17 protein-coding genes are annotated in these 18,271 nt (G+C 47.5%); 9 read left to right on the forward strand and 8 right to left on the reverse strand.

Annotated features, from left to right (window positions below):
• Position 1 precedes the first annotated feature (1 nt).
• Complete coding sequence (gene dnaQ / locus CDA54_RS01940; protein ID WP_099033305.1) at positions 2-715, reverse strand: DNA polymerase III subunit epsilon; 714 nt, start codon at positions 713-715, stop codon at positions 2-4.
• An 82-nt stretch (positions 716-797) separates the two neighbouring features.
• Between dnaQ and rnhA the strand changes: the two genes are divergently transcribed.
• Positions 798-1,271, forward strand: a complete 474-nt coding sequence (gene rnhA / locus CDA54_RS01945; protein WP_099033306.1) for a ribonuclease HI — start codon at positions 798-800, stop codon at positions 1,269-1,271.
• Between the two features lie 13 nt (positions 1,272-1,284).
• Here rnhA and CDA54_RS01950 read toward each other — a convergent pair whose 3' ends face one another.
• Both CDA54_RS01950 and yccX read right to left on the reverse strand, forming a co-directional pair.
• Positions 1,285-2,256: an NAD(P)H-quinone oxidoreductase gene (locus CDA54_RS01950; RefSeq protein WP_099033307.1), complete on the reverse strand. Its 972-nt coding sequence runs from the start codon at positions 2,254-2,256 to the stop codon at positions 1,285-1,287.
• Positions 2,256-2,528 (reverse strand): acylphosphatase, encoded by a 273-nt coding sequence (gene yccX / locus CDA54_RS01955; RefSeq protein ID WP_099033337.1) that lies wholly within the window; start codon positions 2,526-2,528, stop codon positions 2,256-2,258. Before yccX ends, CDA54_RS01950 begins: the two co-directional genes overlap by 1 nt.
• Before the next feature lie 51 nt (positions 2,529-2,579).
• Between yccX and CDA54_RS01960 the strand changes: the two genes are divergently transcribed.
• The gene (locus CDA54_RS01960; protein WP_099033308.1) at positions 2,580-3,767 is read left to right on the forward strand and encodes a class I SAM-dependent rRNA methyltransferase; all 1,188 of its coding nucleotides are present in this window, start codon (positions 2,580-2,582) and stop codon (positions 3,765-3,767) included.
• A 53-nt stretch (positions 3,768-3,820) separates the two neighbouring features.
• Here CDA54_RS01960 and CDA54_RS01965 read toward each other — a convergent pair whose 3' ends face one another.
• From CDA54_RS01965 to CDA54_RS01980, 4 genes are all read right to left on the reverse strand, one after another.
• A complete protein-coding gene (locus CDA54_RS01965; protein ID WP_099033309.1) occupies positions 3,821-4,120 on the reverse strand; it encodes a PilZ domain-containing protein in 300 nt (99 codons plus the stop codon).
• 65 nt (positions 4,121-4,185) lie between these two features.
• Positions 4,186-8,028: an ATP-dependent RNA helicase HrpA gene (hrpA, locus tag CDA54_RS01970; protein ID WP_268235283.1), complete on the reverse strand. Its 3,843-nt coding sequence runs from the start codon at positions 8,026-8,028 to the stop codon at positions 4,186-4,188.
• 82 nt (positions 8,029-8,110) lie between these two features.
• Positions 8,111-8,530 carry a CBS domain-containing protein gene (locus CDA54_RS01975; RefSeq protein WP_099033310.1) on the reverse strand — a complete coding sequence of 140 codons (420 nt, stop codon included), beginning with the start codon at positions 8,528-8,530 and terminating at the stop codon, positions 8,111-8,113.
• Positions 8,531-8,659: 129 nt separating this feature from the next.
• Positions 8,660-9,685, reverse strand: a complete 1,026-nt coding sequence (locus CDA54_RS01980; RefSeq protein ID WP_373286064.1) for an isoaspartyl peptidase/L-asparaginase family protein — start codon at positions 9,683-9,685, stop codon at positions 8,660-8,662.
• A 187-nt stretch (positions 9,686-9,872) separates the two neighbouring features.
• Here CDA54_RS01980 and sbcB point away from each other — a divergent pair, with 187 nt between their 5' ends.
• Together sbcB and CDA54_RS01990 are read left to right on the forward strand one after the other, a co-directional pair.
• The gene (gene sbcB, locus CDA54_RS01985) at positions 9,873-11,303 is read left to right on the forward strand and encodes an exodeoxyribonuclease I (protein WP_099033311.1); all 1,431 of its coding nucleotides are present in this window, start codon (positions 9,873-9,875) and stop codon (positions 11,301-11,303) included.
• A 52-nt stretch (positions 11,304-11,355) separates the two neighbouring features.
• The gene (locus CDA54_RS01990; protein WP_099033312.1) at positions 11,356-13,014 is read left to right on the forward strand and encodes a flagellar assembly protein A; all 1,659 of its coding nucleotides are present in this window, start codon (positions 11,356-11,358) and stop codon (positions 13,012-13,014) included.
• A 19-nt stretch (positions 13,015-13,033) separates the two neighbouring features.
• Here CDA54_RS01990 and CDA54_RS01995 read toward each other — a convergent pair whose 3' ends face one another.
• Positions 13,034-13,924, reverse strand: a complete 891-nt coding sequence (locus CDA54_RS01995; RefSeq protein WP_268235295.1) for an NAD(P)-dependent oxidoreductase — start codon at positions 13,922-13,924, stop codon at positions 13,034-13,036.
• Between the two features lie 84 nt (positions 13,925-14,008).
• Here CDA54_RS01995 and CDA54_RS02000 point away from each other — a divergent pair, with 84 nt between their 5' ends.
• The 5 genes from CDA54_RS02000 to CDA54_RS02020 all read left to right on the forward strand — a co-directional run bounded on the left by CDA54_RS02000 (position 14,009) and on the right by CDA54_RS02020 (position 18,033).
• The gene (locus tag CDA54_RS02000; RefSeq protein WP_099033314.1) at positions 14,009-14,491 is read left to right on the forward strand and encodes a glutathione peroxidase; all 483 of its coding nucleotides are present in this window, start codon (positions 14,009-14,011) and stop codon (positions 14,489-14,491) included.
• 43 nt (positions 14,492-14,534) lie between these two features.
• A complete protein-coding gene (locus CDA54_RS02005; RefSeq protein ID WP_099033315.1) occupies positions 14,535-15,521 on the forward strand; it encodes a 2-hydroxyacid dehydrogenase in 987 nt (328 codons plus the stop codon).
• A gap of 158 nt (positions 15,522-15,679) precedes the next feature.
• Positions 15,680-16,318, forward strand: coding sequence for a DUF5343 domain-containing protein (locus CDA54_RS02010; protein ID WP_229748041.1), 639 nt, complete (start codon positions 15,680-15,682; stop codon positions 16,316-16,318).
• A gap of 3 nt (positions 16,319-16,321) precedes the next feature.
• Positions 16,322-16,906 carry a Swt1 family HEPN domain-containing protein gene (locus CDA54_RS02015; protein ID WP_218962358.1) on the forward strand — a complete coding sequence of 195 codons (585 nt, stop codon included), beginning with the start codon at positions 16,322-16,324 and terminating at the stop codon, positions 16,904-16,906.
• 110 nt (positions 16,907-17,016) lie between these two features.
• Positions 17,017-18,033, forward strand: coding sequence for a hypothetical protein (locus tag CDA54_RS02020; protein ID WP_218962359.1), 1,017 nt, complete (start codon positions 17,017-17,019; stop codon positions 18,031-18,033).
• The last annotated feature ends 238 nt before the right edge of the window (positions 18,034-18,271 follow it).

Raw genomic sequence — 18,271 nt, forward strand, 5'->3', positions numbered from 1 at the left:
ATTACTCCGCTGGATGGCGCCAGATACAACTTCCACCTTTACTCTCAATTAAATCAAGACGGTTTTCATGTTCTTTGACTTCATCGGCTGAAGCATGGATAACCTTTAGTGCGGGCCGGTCACCTGCAAGACGACGAATCCCCTCAGACTTACCGCTCTCTTCACCCGAATTATTACCGGAGAGATTCAGCGCCGTCTGCCCGCCAGTCATCAGCAGGTAAACATCGGCAAGAATCTCCGCATCCAGCAAAGCGCCATGCAAAGTACGATGAGAATTATCTATACCATAACGTTTACATAGAATATCGAGGTTATTTTTCTGCCCCGGGTGCATGCGCCTAGCCAGTGTCAGGGTATCAAGAACCGTGCAAATTGTTGCGGTAAAACCCGGTTTCTTTCCTGTCAGTAAAAATTCATGATCCATAAACCCCACGTCAAATGGAGCGTTATGAATAACCAGTTGTGCTCCTTCTATGAAGGAGCAAAAGTCATCGGCAACCTGTGAAAAAGTGGGTTTATCAGCCAGCATTTCATTGGTGATACCATGAACATCAATGGCCTCCTGCTCCACTTCCCGTTGCGGATTAATATAGACATGAAAATGCTCACCGGTAAGACGCCGGTTAATAAGTTCCACGCAGCCAATTTCAATTATTTTGTGCCCCTGTTTGGGATCGATACCCGTGGTCTCTGTATCCAGAACAATTTGCCGCATTAGCTACCCAATCCTATTCATTTGCGTTATCGATCATTATACTGCCGAGCATGCAGTAAAATCAGCGAAATAAAAATTAATAATGAAAAAAATATATGTCTTCACCGATGGTTCCTGTCTGGGCAATCCGGGGCCTGGGGGATATGGCGTGGTAATGAAATATAACAACCATGTCAAAGAACTCAGTAAGGGTTACCAGCAGACCACCAACAACAGAATGGAAATGATGGCCGCTGTTGCCGCTTTAGAGACACTTAAAGAGCCCTGCGAAATACACCTCACTACTGACAGTCAGTATTTGCGTCAGGGGATCAATCAGTGGATCCATAACTGGCGTAAGAATGGCTGGCGCACTGCGGATAAAAAGCCGGTAAAAAACGTCGATTTATGGAAGCAACTGGACCAGCTTAGCCAAAAGCACAACGTAGACTGGCACTGGGTTAAAGGCCATAGCGGACACCCGGAAAACGAACGCTGCGATGAACTGGCACGTACTGCCGCTGAAGGTAATAAATTAGCTGTAGACAGCGGATTTAATACCGGTCAGGGTACCTGAAAACATAACGAATTCAGGTATTCTTCCAATAACCAATTACCTTGCCACAATTACGGTTGGATTGAAGCTGCTCGTGAGCCTGAGCAATATCCTCAGCCTGATAATGCTGGTGGACGCAGACTTTCAGATGTCCTGCGGAAAACGCGCCAAGACATTCATCAGTAAACGCCTTAACCAGCATCGCTTTATATTCATCATCGCGGTTACGTAATGTCGACGCAATCAGGCTGGCCCGTTTTTGCAGCATTTTTGCCATATCCAGCTTATCAACGTATCTGCCTGCCAGCATCGCTAACTGTATTATTCTGCCATCAGGATTCAGGGCTTTAAGATTGTTATTCAGATTATCACCGGCAACGATGTCGATGATTACATCCACTCCCCGCCACTGTCCGACAATTTGTTCTGCAAAGTTCTGCTGCTGATAATTTATCAGCAACTCTGCCCCCAATTGCTGACAAAAAGTTAGTTTCTCACTACCGGATGCGGTCACGGCAACGCGAGCCCCTTTAAACCTGGCAAGCTGTATCGCGGCAGACCCTACGCCACTGGCACCCGCATGAAAAAGTACCGATTCTCCGCTTCGCAGTTTGCCTAACAAAAATAGTGCCTGATAGGCCGTGAGAAACACCTCTGCCAATCCCCCGGCGTCCATCAAAGAGACCGTATCCGGCACACGCATAAGATGTGCTGCATTGACCCTAACCAACTCGGCATAGCCTCCGCCAGCCACCAGACCGCACACCCGATCACCCACCTGCCATACACTTCCCTGGGTAACCTCTACAACTTCACCGGCAACCTCCAGTCCGAGGATCTCGCTTTCACCTTTTGGAGGGGGATATTTCCCCTCTCTTTGCAGCAAATCTGCACGGTTAATCCCAAACGAGACGACTTTGACAAGCACCTGCCCGGACTGCAGTTCAGGAACAGACGTCCGGGCGATACGTAAATGACCTTGCTGATCGTGCTGAATATAACGCATCAGAGCACCCTGAATGTGTCAGGTACTTCGCTTTCAACAACCGTCACATCTGTGTTACTCACCTCACTTGCAGGTGGCCCCTGATGTAAAAATTCTTTCAGCTTCTCCAGTTTTTCGGGTTCACCACAGGCCAGCACTTCTACACTGCCATCGCTGAGATTTTTAGCATAGCCGGTAACCCCAAGCTCCTGTGCCTGTTGCTGTGTAGTGCGGCGAAAAAATACGCCCTGGACTTTGCCTGTTACCCGAACCTTTATACATTGTTGCGACATATGATCCTCTGTACAATCGCGCCATTGAAAACTGACCACCGGGATCATGCTATGACATCCAGTGTTGTTTTGCATCCGCTGCGGGAAAAGTCCCTGTTACGCCATCATCCATGGGTTTTCGCCAGTGCTATCGACAAACAAACCGGCACGTTACGCACTGGTGATACTGTAGAGGTTTATTCGAGTGAAGGACAGTGGCTGGGTAAAGGCGCCTGGTCACCAAAATCACAGATACAAATCCGTATCTGGAGTTTTGAACAACAGGAAATCATCGACAACGGTTTCTTCCTGCGCCGTATAAAGTCAGCTCTGGCCGGGCGTCAGGCATTGATCGATCGTCATGGTCTGACGGGCTTCAGAGTTGTCGCCGCCGAATCAGACCGTCTACCCGGCATTACTATCGACAAATACGATAATCTGCTTGTTTGTCAGTTGCTCAGTGCCGGCGCCGACAAGCATCGTAGTAAAATAGTCTGGGCTCTGAATAAATGCTTCCCTGATTGCGCCATACTCGAACGCTCAGATGTGTCGGTAAGACTTAAAGAAGGGCTGAAACCTGTTGTGCAGACCCTTTATGGCACAGTCCCAGAACAAATCTGCATTGAAGAAAATGGTATTAAAGTACTGTTGGATCCACTTCAGGGCCATAAAACCGGTTTTTACCTGGATCAGCGCGACAACAGAGCCAAAGCTGCCAGCTATGCGAAGGGTAAAAATGTGCTCAACTGTTTCAGCTATACCGGAACTTTTGCCAGTTACGCTCTGGCCGCTGGCGCCGAAAAAGTGATCAATATGGATGTTTCTGACGATGCGTTGCAGATGGCGCGGCGGAATCTTGAGATTAATGATCTGGATCTGAGCAAAGCGGAGTTTATCAAAGCGGATGTGTTTCAGGCACTCAGAGATTATGCCTCGCAGGGCCAGAAATTTGACCAGATCATCCTTGATCCCCCTAAGTTTGTCGACAACAAAGCGGGATTGAATCGGGCCTGTCGCGGCTATAAAGACATTAATATGTACGCCATGCAGTTGCTCAAAGAAGGCGGTATTTTATGCACCTTTTCCTGTTCCGGCCTGATGCCGGCAGAGTTATTTCATAAAATCGTGGCCGATGCCGCACTGGATGCCGGAAGAGATGTACAGTTTCTGGAGCGTCTATCACAGGCCGCAGACCACCCTGTAGCCAGTACTTACCCCGAGGGCTATTACCTTAAAGGCCTTATTTGCAGAGTGCTGTAGCGCTACTGACCGGTTGACGGGTAATGCTTAGTGCCATCTTGCAGAGCAAGGCATTAGCGCATTTCCAGGATCTCGACACCCACCACATAACTTGAATCATTGCCAGGTTCACAGCGTACCACTTTAGCTTTAGCATTAAGTGACGGGATCTGGCTGTTGGTCGACTCAAGTAAAGCCTGTACCACAGTGCCCAGTTCAATAGACTCATCGACCTCGAACGACATTCCGGTGGCACTGAGGTCTTTACAAATAGCAGAGACACTTCTGCTCGATTCATCATCCGTTATCACCAGCTCGCAGGTGCTGTTTACCATCATGCGGAAAAAATCCCGCTTATCGTCATAGCCAAGCATAAACTGTCCCCTTCGGTTCACCTTTTGGTGGTACATGACCTTTATATTGTGCTGGCCTGATGTTGTCAATGACACTGCTGCAGATGATTTAAAATACGCTTCTGAGAAATGGGATAAGCCGTACCCAATTGCTGAGCAAAGAATGAAACCCGTAACTCCTGGATCATCCATTTCACGTCCTGCAATGATTCGGGCACTGGCTGCCCCTGGGGCACCTTTTTCAGACTGGTATGCCAGGCAGTCTCAACCTTTTCAATCACCAGCTGATGCTGCCTGTCTCTGGCCGGATCGATACTGAGCTTTTCCAGCCGCTTGGCGATAGCCTGCAAATAACGATTCCAGTCATCCAGGCGGGCAACTCCCACATCCGTCACAAAACCCGGATAAACCAGTTCATCCAGATTGGCTTTAATGTCACCCGTGGCGCTGATCATGTTAAGAGGAATATTCCCCTTGAGCTTTTTATGTACCTGATGAGCGGTGGTCAGGCCTTTCTCCACTTTAACCGCGATATCCAGCACCAGAGGATTAAGGTCACTGGCGACTTTCTTTTGCAATTCAGCAAACTGTTCCGGAGTTCTTATGTTTTCAGGCTCAGCTCCGATTAGCGCATCCATGGCAGCATAAATACAATCCATTATCAGTGCCTGCACCTGACCAAATGGATTAAAATATAAGCCCAGCTTGGCTTTGTTGGGCAATTTCTGTTGCAGGTATTTTACCGGCGATGGCAGGTTTAACAGTAGCAAGCGCTTTAAACCTTGTTGGTGGGCCTGAGCCGAAAGCCAGGGCTGGTCAAAGAGTTTGACCGACACAGAATCTTTATCATCACACAGCGCCGGATACGCTTTTACCTGGTAATTGCCCTGCCCTGATACAAACTCTTTGGGTAACTGGCCTACAGACCACTGAGTCAGGCCGCTTTTCTCCAGTTTAGGCGTAGCCGCCTTTTTCAGCGTTGCCTTAACTTTGCCCTGTAGCTGTTGTTTTAACAGGTTGAGATCTTTGTTTTCTGCCAGCACCCGGTCTTTTTCATCCACTACCTTAAAGTGCATCTGTAAATGAGCAGGTAAGCTTTGCCAGGGCCACTCCTGTTCCGCCACTTCCACCCCTGTCATTTTTTTCAGAGCCTCACTCAGTGCCTGTGTAAATGAGTTCTCTGAGGGTGTTATACGTTGTATACAGGCTGCAGCATAATCGGGTGCGGGCACGAAGTTTCGCCGCAGACGCTTGGGTAACGCCCGGATCAAGGTGGTGATCAGTTCCTCTCTTAAACCCGGCACATGCCAGTCGAATCCTTTGTTAGCCACCTGATTGAGCAGCGGTAACGGGATCTGAACGCTGACACCATCATCGGGGTCTTTGGGATCAAAATGATAAACCAATGGCAATCTGAGGTTCCCCTGCTGCCAGTGATCAGGATAATCCAGCGCACTAACGTGGTCGGTATCCTGCTGCATCAGTTCCTGCAGCTGGAATTTCAGTGAGTCCTTGTCCTGCTGGGTTGCCCACCATTTACGAAACCCCGCTTCAGTACAGATATCCTGCGGCAACCTCTGCTGATAAAAGGCAACCAGATGCTCTTCATCCACCAGAATATCCCTGCGCCTGGATTTAGCTTCCAGCTCCTCAACCTGTTCCACTAGTTGCTGATTGTGGGTCAGAAACGCCTGATTAAGCTTAGTATCCAGATTCACCAGCGCTTCGCGGATAAAAATATCGCGGCTGGTGGCAGGATCCAGACGACTATAATTAACCCGCCTGTCGCGCACAATATCGAGGCCAAACAGCGTTACCCGCTCGAGCGCCATAACAGCACCCTGCTTCTTCGACCAGTATGGCTCCGAGTAGTGAGACTTACTCAGGTGTGACGCCAGCTGCTCCAGCCAGGTTGGATCGATTTTCGCCACATCACGGGCAAAAAGCCTTGAGGTTTCCACCAGTTCAGCCGCCATAACCCATTTATGCGCGGCCCTGGCAACTCCCGAACCCGGAAAAATCATAAAACGACTGTTGCGGGCACCCAGATACTCCCGCTCTTTATCTTTAAAGCCAATATGAGAAAGAAGGCCGCTGGCAATTGCCTGATGAATCGCATCCCCGGCAGCCTCTTGTGTATTGACACGAAATCCCAGCTCCACTATGCCCTGCTTTAGCTGGCTGACAATATCCTGCCACTCTCTGAGCCTCAGATAATTAAGAAAATGGCTCTTACACCATTTGCGAAACTGGTTATTGGTGAGTTGTTGCTGTTCAGCCCTGAATGCACGCCAAAGCTTAAGGTAAGAGATAAAATCGGATTCCTTGTCAGCAAACTGGCTATGGGCTTCATCGGCGGCCTGGCGTTTATCATGAGGTCGTTCACGGGGATCCTGAATGGATAAACCTGCGGCGATAATAATCACCTCATGCAAAGCATTCAGTGACGCCGCCTCAACCAACATGCGAGCATATCTGGGATCAACAGGAAGCCGGGCAACCTGGCGTCCCAGCGTTGTAAGCTTTGTTGCGTTTTTTGCCGAGTTAACCGCTCCCAGCTCATGTAACAACCTGAATCCATCTTTGATATGCCTGCCATCAGGTGCCTGCAAAAACGGGAAGGCTTCGATGTTACCCAGGCCCAGTGACAGCATCTGCAGAATGACCGAAGCCAGATTGGTTCGTAAAATCTCAGGGTCGGTAAACTCAGATCGCGAGCTGTAATCCTCTTCGGAATACAGGCGAATACAAATGCCCTCCGACACCCGGCCACAACGCCCGGCTCGCTGATTCGCGGAGGCCTGGGATATTGGCTCGATGGGCAGGCGTTGTACTTTGCTTCGGAAACTGTAGCGAGACAGGCGGGCAAAACCCGGATCGATCACATATTTTATCCCCGGCACCGTTAACGAGGTTTCTGCAACGTTGGTGGCTAAAACAATGCGCCTGCCACTGTGTGGCGCAAAAATACGGTTTTGCTCCGCATTAGACAGGCGGGAATACAGTGGAAGAATCTCCGTATTTCGCCACTGCTGGCGCTTTAAACCTTCAGCCGTATCGCGGATATCCCGTTCTCCGGATAAAAACACCAGAATATCCCCGGCACTTTCCCGTGACAGTTCGTTCACGGCATCGATGATCGCATCCAGTTGATCCTGGTCTTTGTCTTCGGCCTCGTTCAATGGCCGGTAACGCACTTCTACCGGATAAGTCCGGCCACTGACGGAAATGACCGGCGCATCGCCAAAATGACTGGCGAAACGCTCAGGATCAATCGTGGCGCTGGTAATAATAAGCTTTAAATCAGGCCGTTTAGGCAATAACTGCTTGAGGTAGCCCAGAATAAAATCGATGTTCAGACTGCGCTCGTGGGCTTCATCGATAATGATGGTGTCATACTGGTTCAAAAAGCGATCTTTTTGAATCTCGGCCAGCAAAATACCATCTGTCATCAGCTTAATATAACTTTTGTCACTTACCTGATCCGTAAAGCGCACTTTGTAGCCAACCGTTGAACCCAGCTCGCTGTTGAGCTCATCAGCGATACGGTTAGCAACGGTGCGGGCGGCCAGGCGCCGGGGCTGTGTGTGGCCGATAAGACCGGCTATACCGCGCCCCAGTTGCAGACAGATTTTAGGAATCTGTGTGGTTTTCCCTGAACCGGTCTCACCCGCAATGATGACCACCTGATTTTCATCGATCGCTTTAGCTATCTCATCCCTGCATTGAGTTACCGGAAGATCCGGATAGTCAATCTCCGGTTTTTGTTGCTCCCGGCTATACCGGCGGGATTCTGAGGCCTGTATGCGTGTTTCAAGACTCTGAAGTCTCTGTGGATCCTTGGTGGCTTTTTTCAATGCCATACGCAGTGCATGACGTTCTGACGTCATGCACTGTTCAATACGCTGCTTAAGAGTTGCAATGGACAATGGAAACCGCTGTGTCGTGATAAAGGCGACGATCCTAGAAGATGGCGGCTCGGATTTCTACTGTGATTGGCGAATAATCTTGTTAACCCGCCCGCTTATAACCATCGTGGAGCTGAATATCCATGGCATGAAGCACCTGCGATCGGGTAATACTGCCAAGCAAATAGCCATCGTCATCGACCACAGGATAAACCTTAGGCTTTTCATTCAGCATCTGTTGCGCCAGCTCTATTATCGACATATAAGGCTTAATGGATAATACCCGGGGTTGCATAATATCTGACACCCGTGCCACCTGTTCACGGTAATAGCTCGATTCCAGCATTCTTGTCATACAATCCTGCTCAGACAAAAAACCCACCAGTTTACGTTGCTCATTGATAACCGGACCACCGGTCTGGTGTCCTTTGAGCAATCGTTCGACCGCGTTGGCCACGGTCATGTCCAGGCTAAAGGTTACCGGTCTGGGGTTCATATAATCACTGACTTTCAAGGATTCCATAGCGCTTCCTCTGTTATTTCCGAGTTTACAGTACTCTCTATAAAGATAGACGGCGAGACCGTTTTATTCCCGCCATTTCGTCAGTTTTTTCCTGCTAAAACAATCAATAAAGCACAGAACCCTGGTCATCTATTTCTGCGTGCCATAAATTCCCACCTCAAGTTGCCCTGCGGTATCGATGCTGGCTCTGTACATACCCTGGGTATTAAAGGGCTGACTAATATTTCCTTTGCTGTCAATAACAATCACACCGCCGGTTCCTCCGGCCGGCTTAAGCACCTGATGTATCACCTCATTGGCTGCTTCTTCTGCGCTGATATTCTGATAAGCGACTCTGGCACAGATATCAGCAGCGACATTGTAACGGATAAAATACTCGCCATGACCGGTGGCAGACACTGCACAACTTCTGTTGTCTGCAAAAGTACCGCTGCCTATTACCGGAGAATCGCCAATCCTGCCCCAACGTTTGGCCGTCATACCGCCTGTAGAAGTCGCCGCAGCCAGGTTGCCATCTTTATCCACAGCCACCGCACCAACAGTACCAAATTTGTAATCCAGGCGCAGAGGGTCAGCCTGAGCCGTTTTATCCAGTTTCAGTGTCTTCCTTGCATCTTGTAGCTGCTCGAATCTGGCTGGTGTATCAAAGTATTGATTTTCCACTTTCTCCAACCCCAGCGTATCTGCAAAATCCTCGGCACCCTTGCCACTCAGCATAACGTGGTCGGATTGTTCCATTACGGCTCTGGCAAGGGCGATAGGACTTTTGATCGTCTTCACTCCGGCTACCGCACCAGCCTGGCGATCTTTGCCCCACATAATTGAGGCGTCCAGTTCGTGTTCACCTTCATAGGTATAAACGGCACCCTTACCCGCGTTAAACAGTTCTGACTGTTCCATTATCTGCACCGCAGCAATAACCGCATCCATGCTGCTCGCACCTTGTGCCAATAAGGCATGGCCCGCCTTTACAGCCTGTTCCAGTTTGGCCCTGTACAACTGCTCTTTTTCAGCACTCATACTGGCTCTGTTAATGGTGCCCGCGCCACCATGAATAGCTATGGCAAAAGGGCTCTGGGCGGGTGTTTCGGATTTGCCGTTAAAAGCAACAAACCACATGCAAATCAAGGTGCTAAGTAAGCGTTTATTGTTCATTTTAGTTCTCCTGTCATTTTGTGCAGATTAGCATAATACCCACTGGTCTGAAGCATTACTCAGGCCAAAGCGGATGAAATGCGCATTGTCTCCTCAGTGGATTATAATCAAAGGGCTATAACGCTTGAGTTTAGCGCGCTGATTTGCTCTGATGCAGAGCATAAATCACAACCCATGGAACGCGACATTGACTGAACCGTCTCTTTTCTGGCACGACTATGAGACCTGGGGTGCCAATCCCGTCAAAGATCCGGCCGCTCAATTTGCCGGCATCCGGACCGACCTTGAGCTGAATATAATCGGCAAGCCGGTCAATTTTTATTGCCAGATTCCCAGCGATTATCTGCCTCAGCCACAGGCCAGCCTGATTACCGGTATTACACCACAGCAATCATTACGGGACGGCATGGTCGAATCCGAATTTGCCACCAAGGTACACGAGATACTCTCCCATCCCGGTACCTGTGCGGTGGGTTACAACAGCATTCGCTTCGATGACGAGGTTACGCGTAACCTTTTTTACCGCAATTTTTATGATCCGTACGCCCGTGAATGGCAACAGGGTAACAGTCGCTGGGATATTATTGATATGGTCAGGGCCTGCTATGCACTGAGGCCCGAGGGTATCAATTGGCCAACCGACGATAATGGCGTGCCCAGCTTTCGTCTGGAACGATTAAGTGAGGCAAATAACATCTCGCATCAGGATGCCCATGATGCCATGTCTGATGTTTACGCCACTATCGGCATGGCAAAATTAGTCAAAGAAAAGCAACCTAAGCTCTATGAGTTCCTGTTTAGCCTGCGGTTGAAAAAAGAAGTTGCCAAACTCATTGACTGGCAACATAAAACCCCGCTGGTGCATATTTCATCCAAACTTCCCGCAAAGAATGGGTGTTGCACATGGGTGGTTCCGGTTTGCCCCCACCCCAGCAATAAAAATGCCTTCATCGCCCTGAATCTGGCTCTGGATCCGGCACCCTTGTTTGATTTACCGGCACATGAGCTCAGGGAGAAACTCTATACCCCGCAGGCACTGCTGGAAGAAAATGAACAGCGGCTGCCGATTAAACTGATTCATATTAACAAATGCCCTGTGCTTGCCCCGGCAAAATCACTGACACAGGAAAACGCTGAACGTCTGGGAATCGATCGGTCCGTCTGTTTAACTAACCTGGAAAAAATAAAAGCACAGACCGGGCTCGAACAAAAATTACAGGATATATTTGATACGCCCAGAGAAGCGACGCAACGGGACGCGGATCATGCATTGTATACAGGTGGATTCTTATCCGCTGCGGACAAGAGTAAAGCTGAACAACTCCATCAATGCCACCCGGAGCAATTGGCGTCACTGGGCTGGCGATTTGATGACGACCGGCTCAATACATTGTTATTCAGATACCGAGCCCGGAATTTTCCGGCAACACTTAACGCCGAAGAACTGGAACAGTGGCAGCGTCATCGTCAGTTCCGGTTGCTGGACCCGGATTCTCCCGGGAGTATCAAAATGCAGGAGTTCCTGCAGGAGATCGAGCGCTTAGGAGAAGTGTATGGACAAGATGCGAACAAACTGGCAATTTTGCGCGCACTGTATCAATATGCACAGAATATTTAACGTTAAGCTGTACCTGTCGATAAGATAGCATAAGGCAAAGTCAGGCTGGAGTATGGACGGAGTTACCCTAACACTTGAAGACAGTGGCCTGTTTCTAAGGGTCAGAGTTGACACCAGTGAGATCAAAGGCAAGCTGAAAGCCAGCGACATGTTGCAGTTGCTGCATGACAGCGAGCAAAAAAACTTTCTGGTGTTTGACGGTTCTTTGGTCAAAATTGAGCAGGAAGCCCACAATGCCAAAGAAAATAACAGCCACAAAATCATTGATGAGCGCATAGCAGAAAAGCGGGACGCTGAAGTTCAGTTCTCTATGCTGGACTCGGATATGGCCGCTGAACTGGTTATGACCACTGCTCAGGGCGGCAAAAACCCTTCAGTAAACCAACTGATTAAACTTGCACGCAAAGCCGGGATCAGAAAAGGCCTGGGTAAGAATCATCTGAAGCGCATTGTAGACAGAGCCAATAAAGAAGAACCTCCGGGCTCAGTAATACGGGAGATTGTAGCCAAAGGCCTGCCAGCGAGAAACGGCCGCCCTTCCCGTTTATCTCCTTTGGTACCCAATGCACTGGAAAGAATATTACAGCCTCAGGAAGTAAGTAAGAGCCGTGTAGACATGCGCGATCTGGGCGATATTATCTGTGTTAAAGCGCAAACCCCGGTTTTGCAACGTTTGCCTCCCAGCGATGGGCGTAATGGTTTCACGGTTCGAGGTGAAGCTCTGACGCCGGTAGCTGGCGAGTGGCTACCGATTAAAGCTGGCAGCGGTATCACTGTCAGTCCGGATGACGATAATCTGTTACTGGCAGAAATTTCCGGCATGCCGAAGTTTCAGAATGGTGATATGTGGGTAGACGAAACCTACATCACCAAAGGCGTCAACGTCGGTACAGGGAATATCAACTATGAAGGTGCCGTCATTGTAAACGGTGATGTTACTGAGAAAATGGTCATCATCGCCACCGGAGACGTGACCATAAATGGTTTCGTTGAATCAGCCCAGATACAGGCCGGCGGCGATATCATTATTACCCAGGGGGCGATGGGTAAACAAAGCGACACGGATGCAGCAGAATACAACACCAAGCTGACGGCCAAAGGCAGTGTTCATGTTCAGCATGGACAGGGCCTGGATATAAGCTGTAGTGGCAATGTAACGGTGGGAAAACAACTGGCCCACAGCCGTATTGTATGCGGCGGCAGTGTAACTGTTGGCCCGATAGATAACCCCAATGGCAATCTTTTTGGTTGCGAAATCCAATGTCAGGCTGAAATCAAAGCCGGCGTCATCGGCGCTATTTCAGGGTCTAATTTATTTATCGATTTCAGTGATGGCTATAACTTTTTGATCGAACGCAAAGATGAGTTTGAAGAACTGCTGAAGCAGTTGCAGAACAACTATTATCGCCACAAAGGCAAAGTCGATATCATCAAAAAGAAACGTATGCCCAAAGAGCTATCAGATAAAGTTAACCGGATCATGAGCTTGTATAAGGGCGAAGAAAAATTACTCGACTGGGTTACTAAAAAAACAGAAGCGCTGCGCAAGGCCAAGGACGACTATTTGCTGATAACCCGAATGCATGCAAGTAAGAAAATTCATCCGGGAGTAATATTAAAGCTGAATAATCGTACCTGGAAAGCAGACCGAGAGTATGCCAATGGTCAGGTCTATTATTTTGAGCATCAGTGGCACTTTAAGCCCGATTAGCCACGGGCTATTACGAGTTTTATAGCCTCGCCAGTAAGCTGGAGGTGTCCCAGCGGTTGCCTCCCATCTTCTGCACATCAGCATAAAACTGATCCACTAAGGCGGTCAGTGGCAGCGTCACCCCTAACTCTCTGGCTTGCTGTAGAGCTATATCCAGATCTTTTCGCATCCAGTCTACGGCAAAACCAAAGTCATACTCACCTTTTAACATGGTCTGATATCGATTCTGCATTTGCCAGGATTGTGCGGCGCCCTGACCAATAACTTCGATTACAGCTTCACAATCCAGCCCGGCCTGCTGACCAAAATTGAGTGCTTCAGCCAGCCCCTGAACCACACCGGCAATACAAATTTGATTCATCATTTTTGCCATCTGGCCGGTTCCGGCAGGGCCGAGGAGCTTACAACAACGGGAATAGGCTTCCATTGCCGGCTCAGCCTTATCAAAAACTGATGATTCACCCCCCACCATGACAGTTAACGCGCCATTTTCCGCGCCAGCCTGGCCCCCTGACACCGGTGCGTCGAGAAAACCCACCTGACGTTCATTAGCAATTTGATGCAGCTCTTTAGCGACATTCGCCGAAGCCGTGGTATGGTCAACCAGTACCGTACCCGGACGCATTCCTGTCAACGCACCGTCGTCTCCCAGTACCACTGATTTAAGATCATCATCATTGCCAACACAGACAAATACCAGCTCTGCATCCTCCGCCGCTTTTGCCGGGCTCTGTGCCATATCACCTGAAAAGGTTTTTACCCATTGCTCAGCTTTCGATGTAGTGCGGTTATAAACACAAACCTGATACCCTGATGACTGTAAATGCCCCGCCATGGGATACCCCATCACCCCTAAACCGATAAACGCAACTTTTTGCCCCATGGTGTTTTCCTTATTATTTGTAACCAGCCGTTAGTACCTGAACAGTAGATTTAAATGCTATGCTGGACAACAGTTTAATCTGTATTGACCACTATAATTCAGGTAACAATTATGACAGAAAGCATATACGACTTCGAAGTAGAAAAAATTGATGGTCAGAAACAACCCTTAAGCACCTATCAGGATAAAGTGCTCCTGATTGTAAACACAGCCAGTAAGTGCGGGTTCACGCCCCAGTATGAGGGTCTGGAAAAGCTGTATAAGGAATATCAGGATAAAGGTTTAGAGATACTTGCCTTTCCCTGTAACCAGTTTGGCGGACAAGAGCCTGGCTCAGATGAGGAAATCCAACAGTTTTGCGATCTCAATTACCACACCAGCTTTGCGCTGTTTAAAAAAATTGACGTCAATGGTGAGGAAACAGCCCCCTTGTATCAGCACCTCAAAGACAAGGCTCGCGGCGTGTTAGGCAGCAAGAGCATTAAGTGGAATTTCACTAAATTTCTGGTTGATAGACAAGGCAATGTAGTAAATCGCTTTGGCAGCACAACGAAGCCTGAAGAAATACGCCAGGAAATCGAAAAGCTTTTATAAAACAAACGGTAATATCTGATTATCGATACAAGAGTGAAGAGCAATGAAAGTAGGTGTTTTTAGTGCCAAGCAATATGACAGGGATTCTCTTTTGCAGGCTGGCCCTGATATTGAGATGTCGTTTATAGAGGCGAGGCTGAATCAACAGACTCTGCCTTTGGCTGCCGGGTTTGACGCCATCTGTGTTTTCGTCAATGACCAACTGGACAAAAACGTTATCCAGCAACTCAAAGACATGGGCATCAGGCACATTGCCTTACGTTGCGCGGGTTTTAATAATATCGATCTGGATGCCGCAAAACAATGCGGCATCAGTGTATCGAGAGTACCGGCCTATTCACCCGAAGCCGTCGCCGAACACACTCTCGCGCTGATCCTGACCCTTAACCGTAAATTGCACAAAGCCTACAACAGGATTAAAGAAGGCAATTTCTCCATAGAGGGGCTACTGGGTTTCAATCTTTGTGGCAAAACAGTGGGGATTGTTGGTACCGGCCGCATAGGTCTTGCCACAATCCGGATCCTCCGGGGTATTGGATGCCGGATTTTATGTTACGACCCGGTTGAATCACAGGAAGTGAGTGCGACCGGAGCGCAGTATGTAACACTGAACACATTGTTCAGTGAATCAGACATTATTTCATTACACTGCCCGCTTACCCCATCAACCCACCATATGATTGACGACGCCTGCATTGAAAAAATGCAACACGGCGTGATGCTGATCAACACCTCCCGAGGCGGCCTGATTGATACCAGTGCGGTAATCCGGGGCCTGAAAAATCGTAAAATCGGCTATCTTGGGCTGGATGTCTATGAAATGGAGGGAGATTTATTCTTCGAAGACCTATCTAATGAAATCATTCAGGACGATGTCTTCCTGCGCCTGCTGACCTTCCCCAATGTAGTGATTACCGGGCACCAGGGCTTTTTTACTCAGCAGGCCCTTAAGCAGATTGCTGTGACCACTGTAAATAACCTTAAGCTGGCCTTTGAGGGCCAACATGATGACACCAGCTTTTTGGTTTAACACGACCAGATCTGACAGACTGCTACGAGCTGTGAGTTCAATTGGTGGACTTTCTAACCTTACACGGTAGAGTAGCTTGTAAGGATCACGACCTTACAAGCTCGGTATAATACCCTATTAAAAATCATTAGTACTCTGCCAGAATAAGGAGAAATTTTGTGGCAAATCTTCCATATGCACAACGTACGGCAACGTTGATGACGATGCTTGATAAAATCAAGACAGCATCAGTTCCAGAAAAATTTTCACAAGATTTTGTGGCCGAAAAACTCCTTATGAAAGGCGGAACGCCGAGATCTATCATCCCCTTTATTAGGAAAATGGGACTTGTAGCTACCGACGGAACTCCAACTGAAAGATACAAAGAATTCCGCAATCCAGCTAAATCCGGAACTGCAATCGCAGCAGCTATGCGTGAGTTATACGAGCAGCTGTTTGAGATGAATGAATATGTACATGACACAAACCAAACTACCCTTAAGGGGCTAATTGTAGAGGCAACTGGTGCTGAGCAAAATTCAAACGTTGTCAGTAAGACCCTTTCGACATTTCAAGCGCTAAGAAAAATTGCAGATTTTGATTCTGTTCCAGAAGAGGAGATTACGGTTTCGAACGAAACAGCAGATCCTGCGCCAGAATACACTTTGCCCCAAATACATAGCCAGCAGCCAAGCAACAATGGCGGTGAAGGAATTAATTTGTCGTATACGATTAACTTAAACTTACCTGCTACTACAGATATTGAAGTCTTTAACGCTATTTTTAAAAGTCTCAAACAACATCTCATTCAGGAGTAGTTTGTGAATCGAACAGCAGCGATTAAAAGCTTCGCCATGACCAATATGCTCTTGGAAGCTGATCTTGACCTAATTGAGAAAAAATATCAGATAGACTTAATTCGCGGAACTGATAAAGCCAGCCAAATAGAAGATGCTTATTTTCCTCAATTCAATGCCGAATTGCGGGCAGAAGCGCATGGAATGGCAAAGCATTACGAGGTTTTTTATTGCTTAGAAAAATCGATTCGGCAGCTAATTATAGACGTATTCGAGGGCACGGAAGATCCAGAGTGGTGGGAAAACCTCGTTCCTGAGACTGTGAAGGTAAATACAAAAAAAAGCATCAAAAGAGAGAAGGAGGCTGCAGTAACGCCGAGGTCTTCAGATCCTATTGATTACACTACATTCGGAGAGCTTGGTGAAATAATTAAGGCTAATTGGAGTTTGTTTGGTGGGGTAGTGTTTAACGATATAAAAGCCATGGAAAAAGTAATGTCCGCTTTAAATTCACTAAGAAACCCGATTGCACACTGTTCTCCATTGGCAGAAGATGAAGTTCTTAGGCTTGAGTTAGCACTTAGAGACTGGTTTAGGATTACTAGCTGATGAGTATACCCATTTCTAACAAAGCGATTAAATCTGCTCCCGTTGGTCGCCGGACGCTCGCAAGCTCGCGCCGTTTTTGGCGGCGTTAAGTTTCTTCTACAAGGATGAGTATGCTTCAAGTAAAAATCCCTCAAAATTTATCCCTTACAAATGCATTGAATTTCTGTAATCGATTATGGGATTTAGAGCATTCGGATGAATATGAATTTGATTTTGCTAACCTTGGGCGAGTAGAGCCCTTTACAATGGCCTACGTTGCGAATGAATTAAAAAGATTCAGGAAAACCAAACCTAAAAGTAAGTTTACGGCCTTAAATCATAAAAATAAATCATATGCTGCACATATGGGATTCTTTAGAGCATTTGGGCTTAAGTTTGGGAATGAACCTGGAGAGGCTGCAGGTAGTAGTACTTATCTACCCCTGACAATATTAAATGTCGCAGATTTAGAGCAAGAAGCAGCTGACTCTTACGACCATGTAGGTAACGTAATCGAAGCCAAGTCCGAGCAAATTGCAAAAATATTAACTCGCCAAGAAAGTGGTGATTTAGTTGACACTCTTACATTCTCCATTAGAGAGATATTGAGGAATGTTGTTGAGCATTCGGAGTCTGAAATAATTGAATATTGCGCTCAATATTGGCCAACTAAAAAATTGGTTGAACTTGCAGTTCTGGATACTGGCAATGGAATTATGCATGGACTTTCTACCAACCCATATCTAAATATAAATAATGAGCGAGACGCTTTGCACCTCGCCATGTTACCTGGAGTTTCAGGAAAAATGTATAAGGGGGTCAAAAAACGAAAGCATGATGAGTGGCAGAACTCTGGATTCGGCCTCTATATGACCAGCCGGATTTGTCGAAATGGTGGTGATTTCTTTATCGCAAGTAACGATAAAAGTATTTTTTTAGATCGTACATCAAAAAATGATTTGGAGTGCAAATATAAAGGGACTGCTTTGAGGCTACGTATAGATACAAGTAATATTTATTCGTATAGCGAAATGCTCGCCCAATATAGAAATGAAGGCTATGAGGCAGCTAAGAAGTTTTCAGGTAAAGATGCAATTGAACCATCTATTGCATCCACTATGCTAGCTAGGGACTTCCAAGAAACTTAACAAGTGACAGTGGTCCCGCGTCAATAAATTAAGCTATATTTTCACGCCACTTCTTCTCATTCTTTAACAGAGTATTCAGGATTACGATAAGCTTTCGCATGCAGGCAATCAGTGCTTTTATTACAAACCTAGGGTACCAATTGTCTTTTTGCAAAACTTGTCAGAAAGTACAAATCAGTACAGATAACGGTTGCTATAGGTACTAACTGGCGTCTTGGAGAGTGTAAAGGATTTTGTG

This window comes from Lacimicrobium alkaliphilum, from assembly GCF_002591895.1.
In the GTDB taxonomy this organism is placed as follows: Bacteria; Pseudomonadota; Gammaproteobacteria; order Enterobacterales; family Alteromonadaceae; genus Lacimicrobium; species Lacimicrobium alkaliphilum.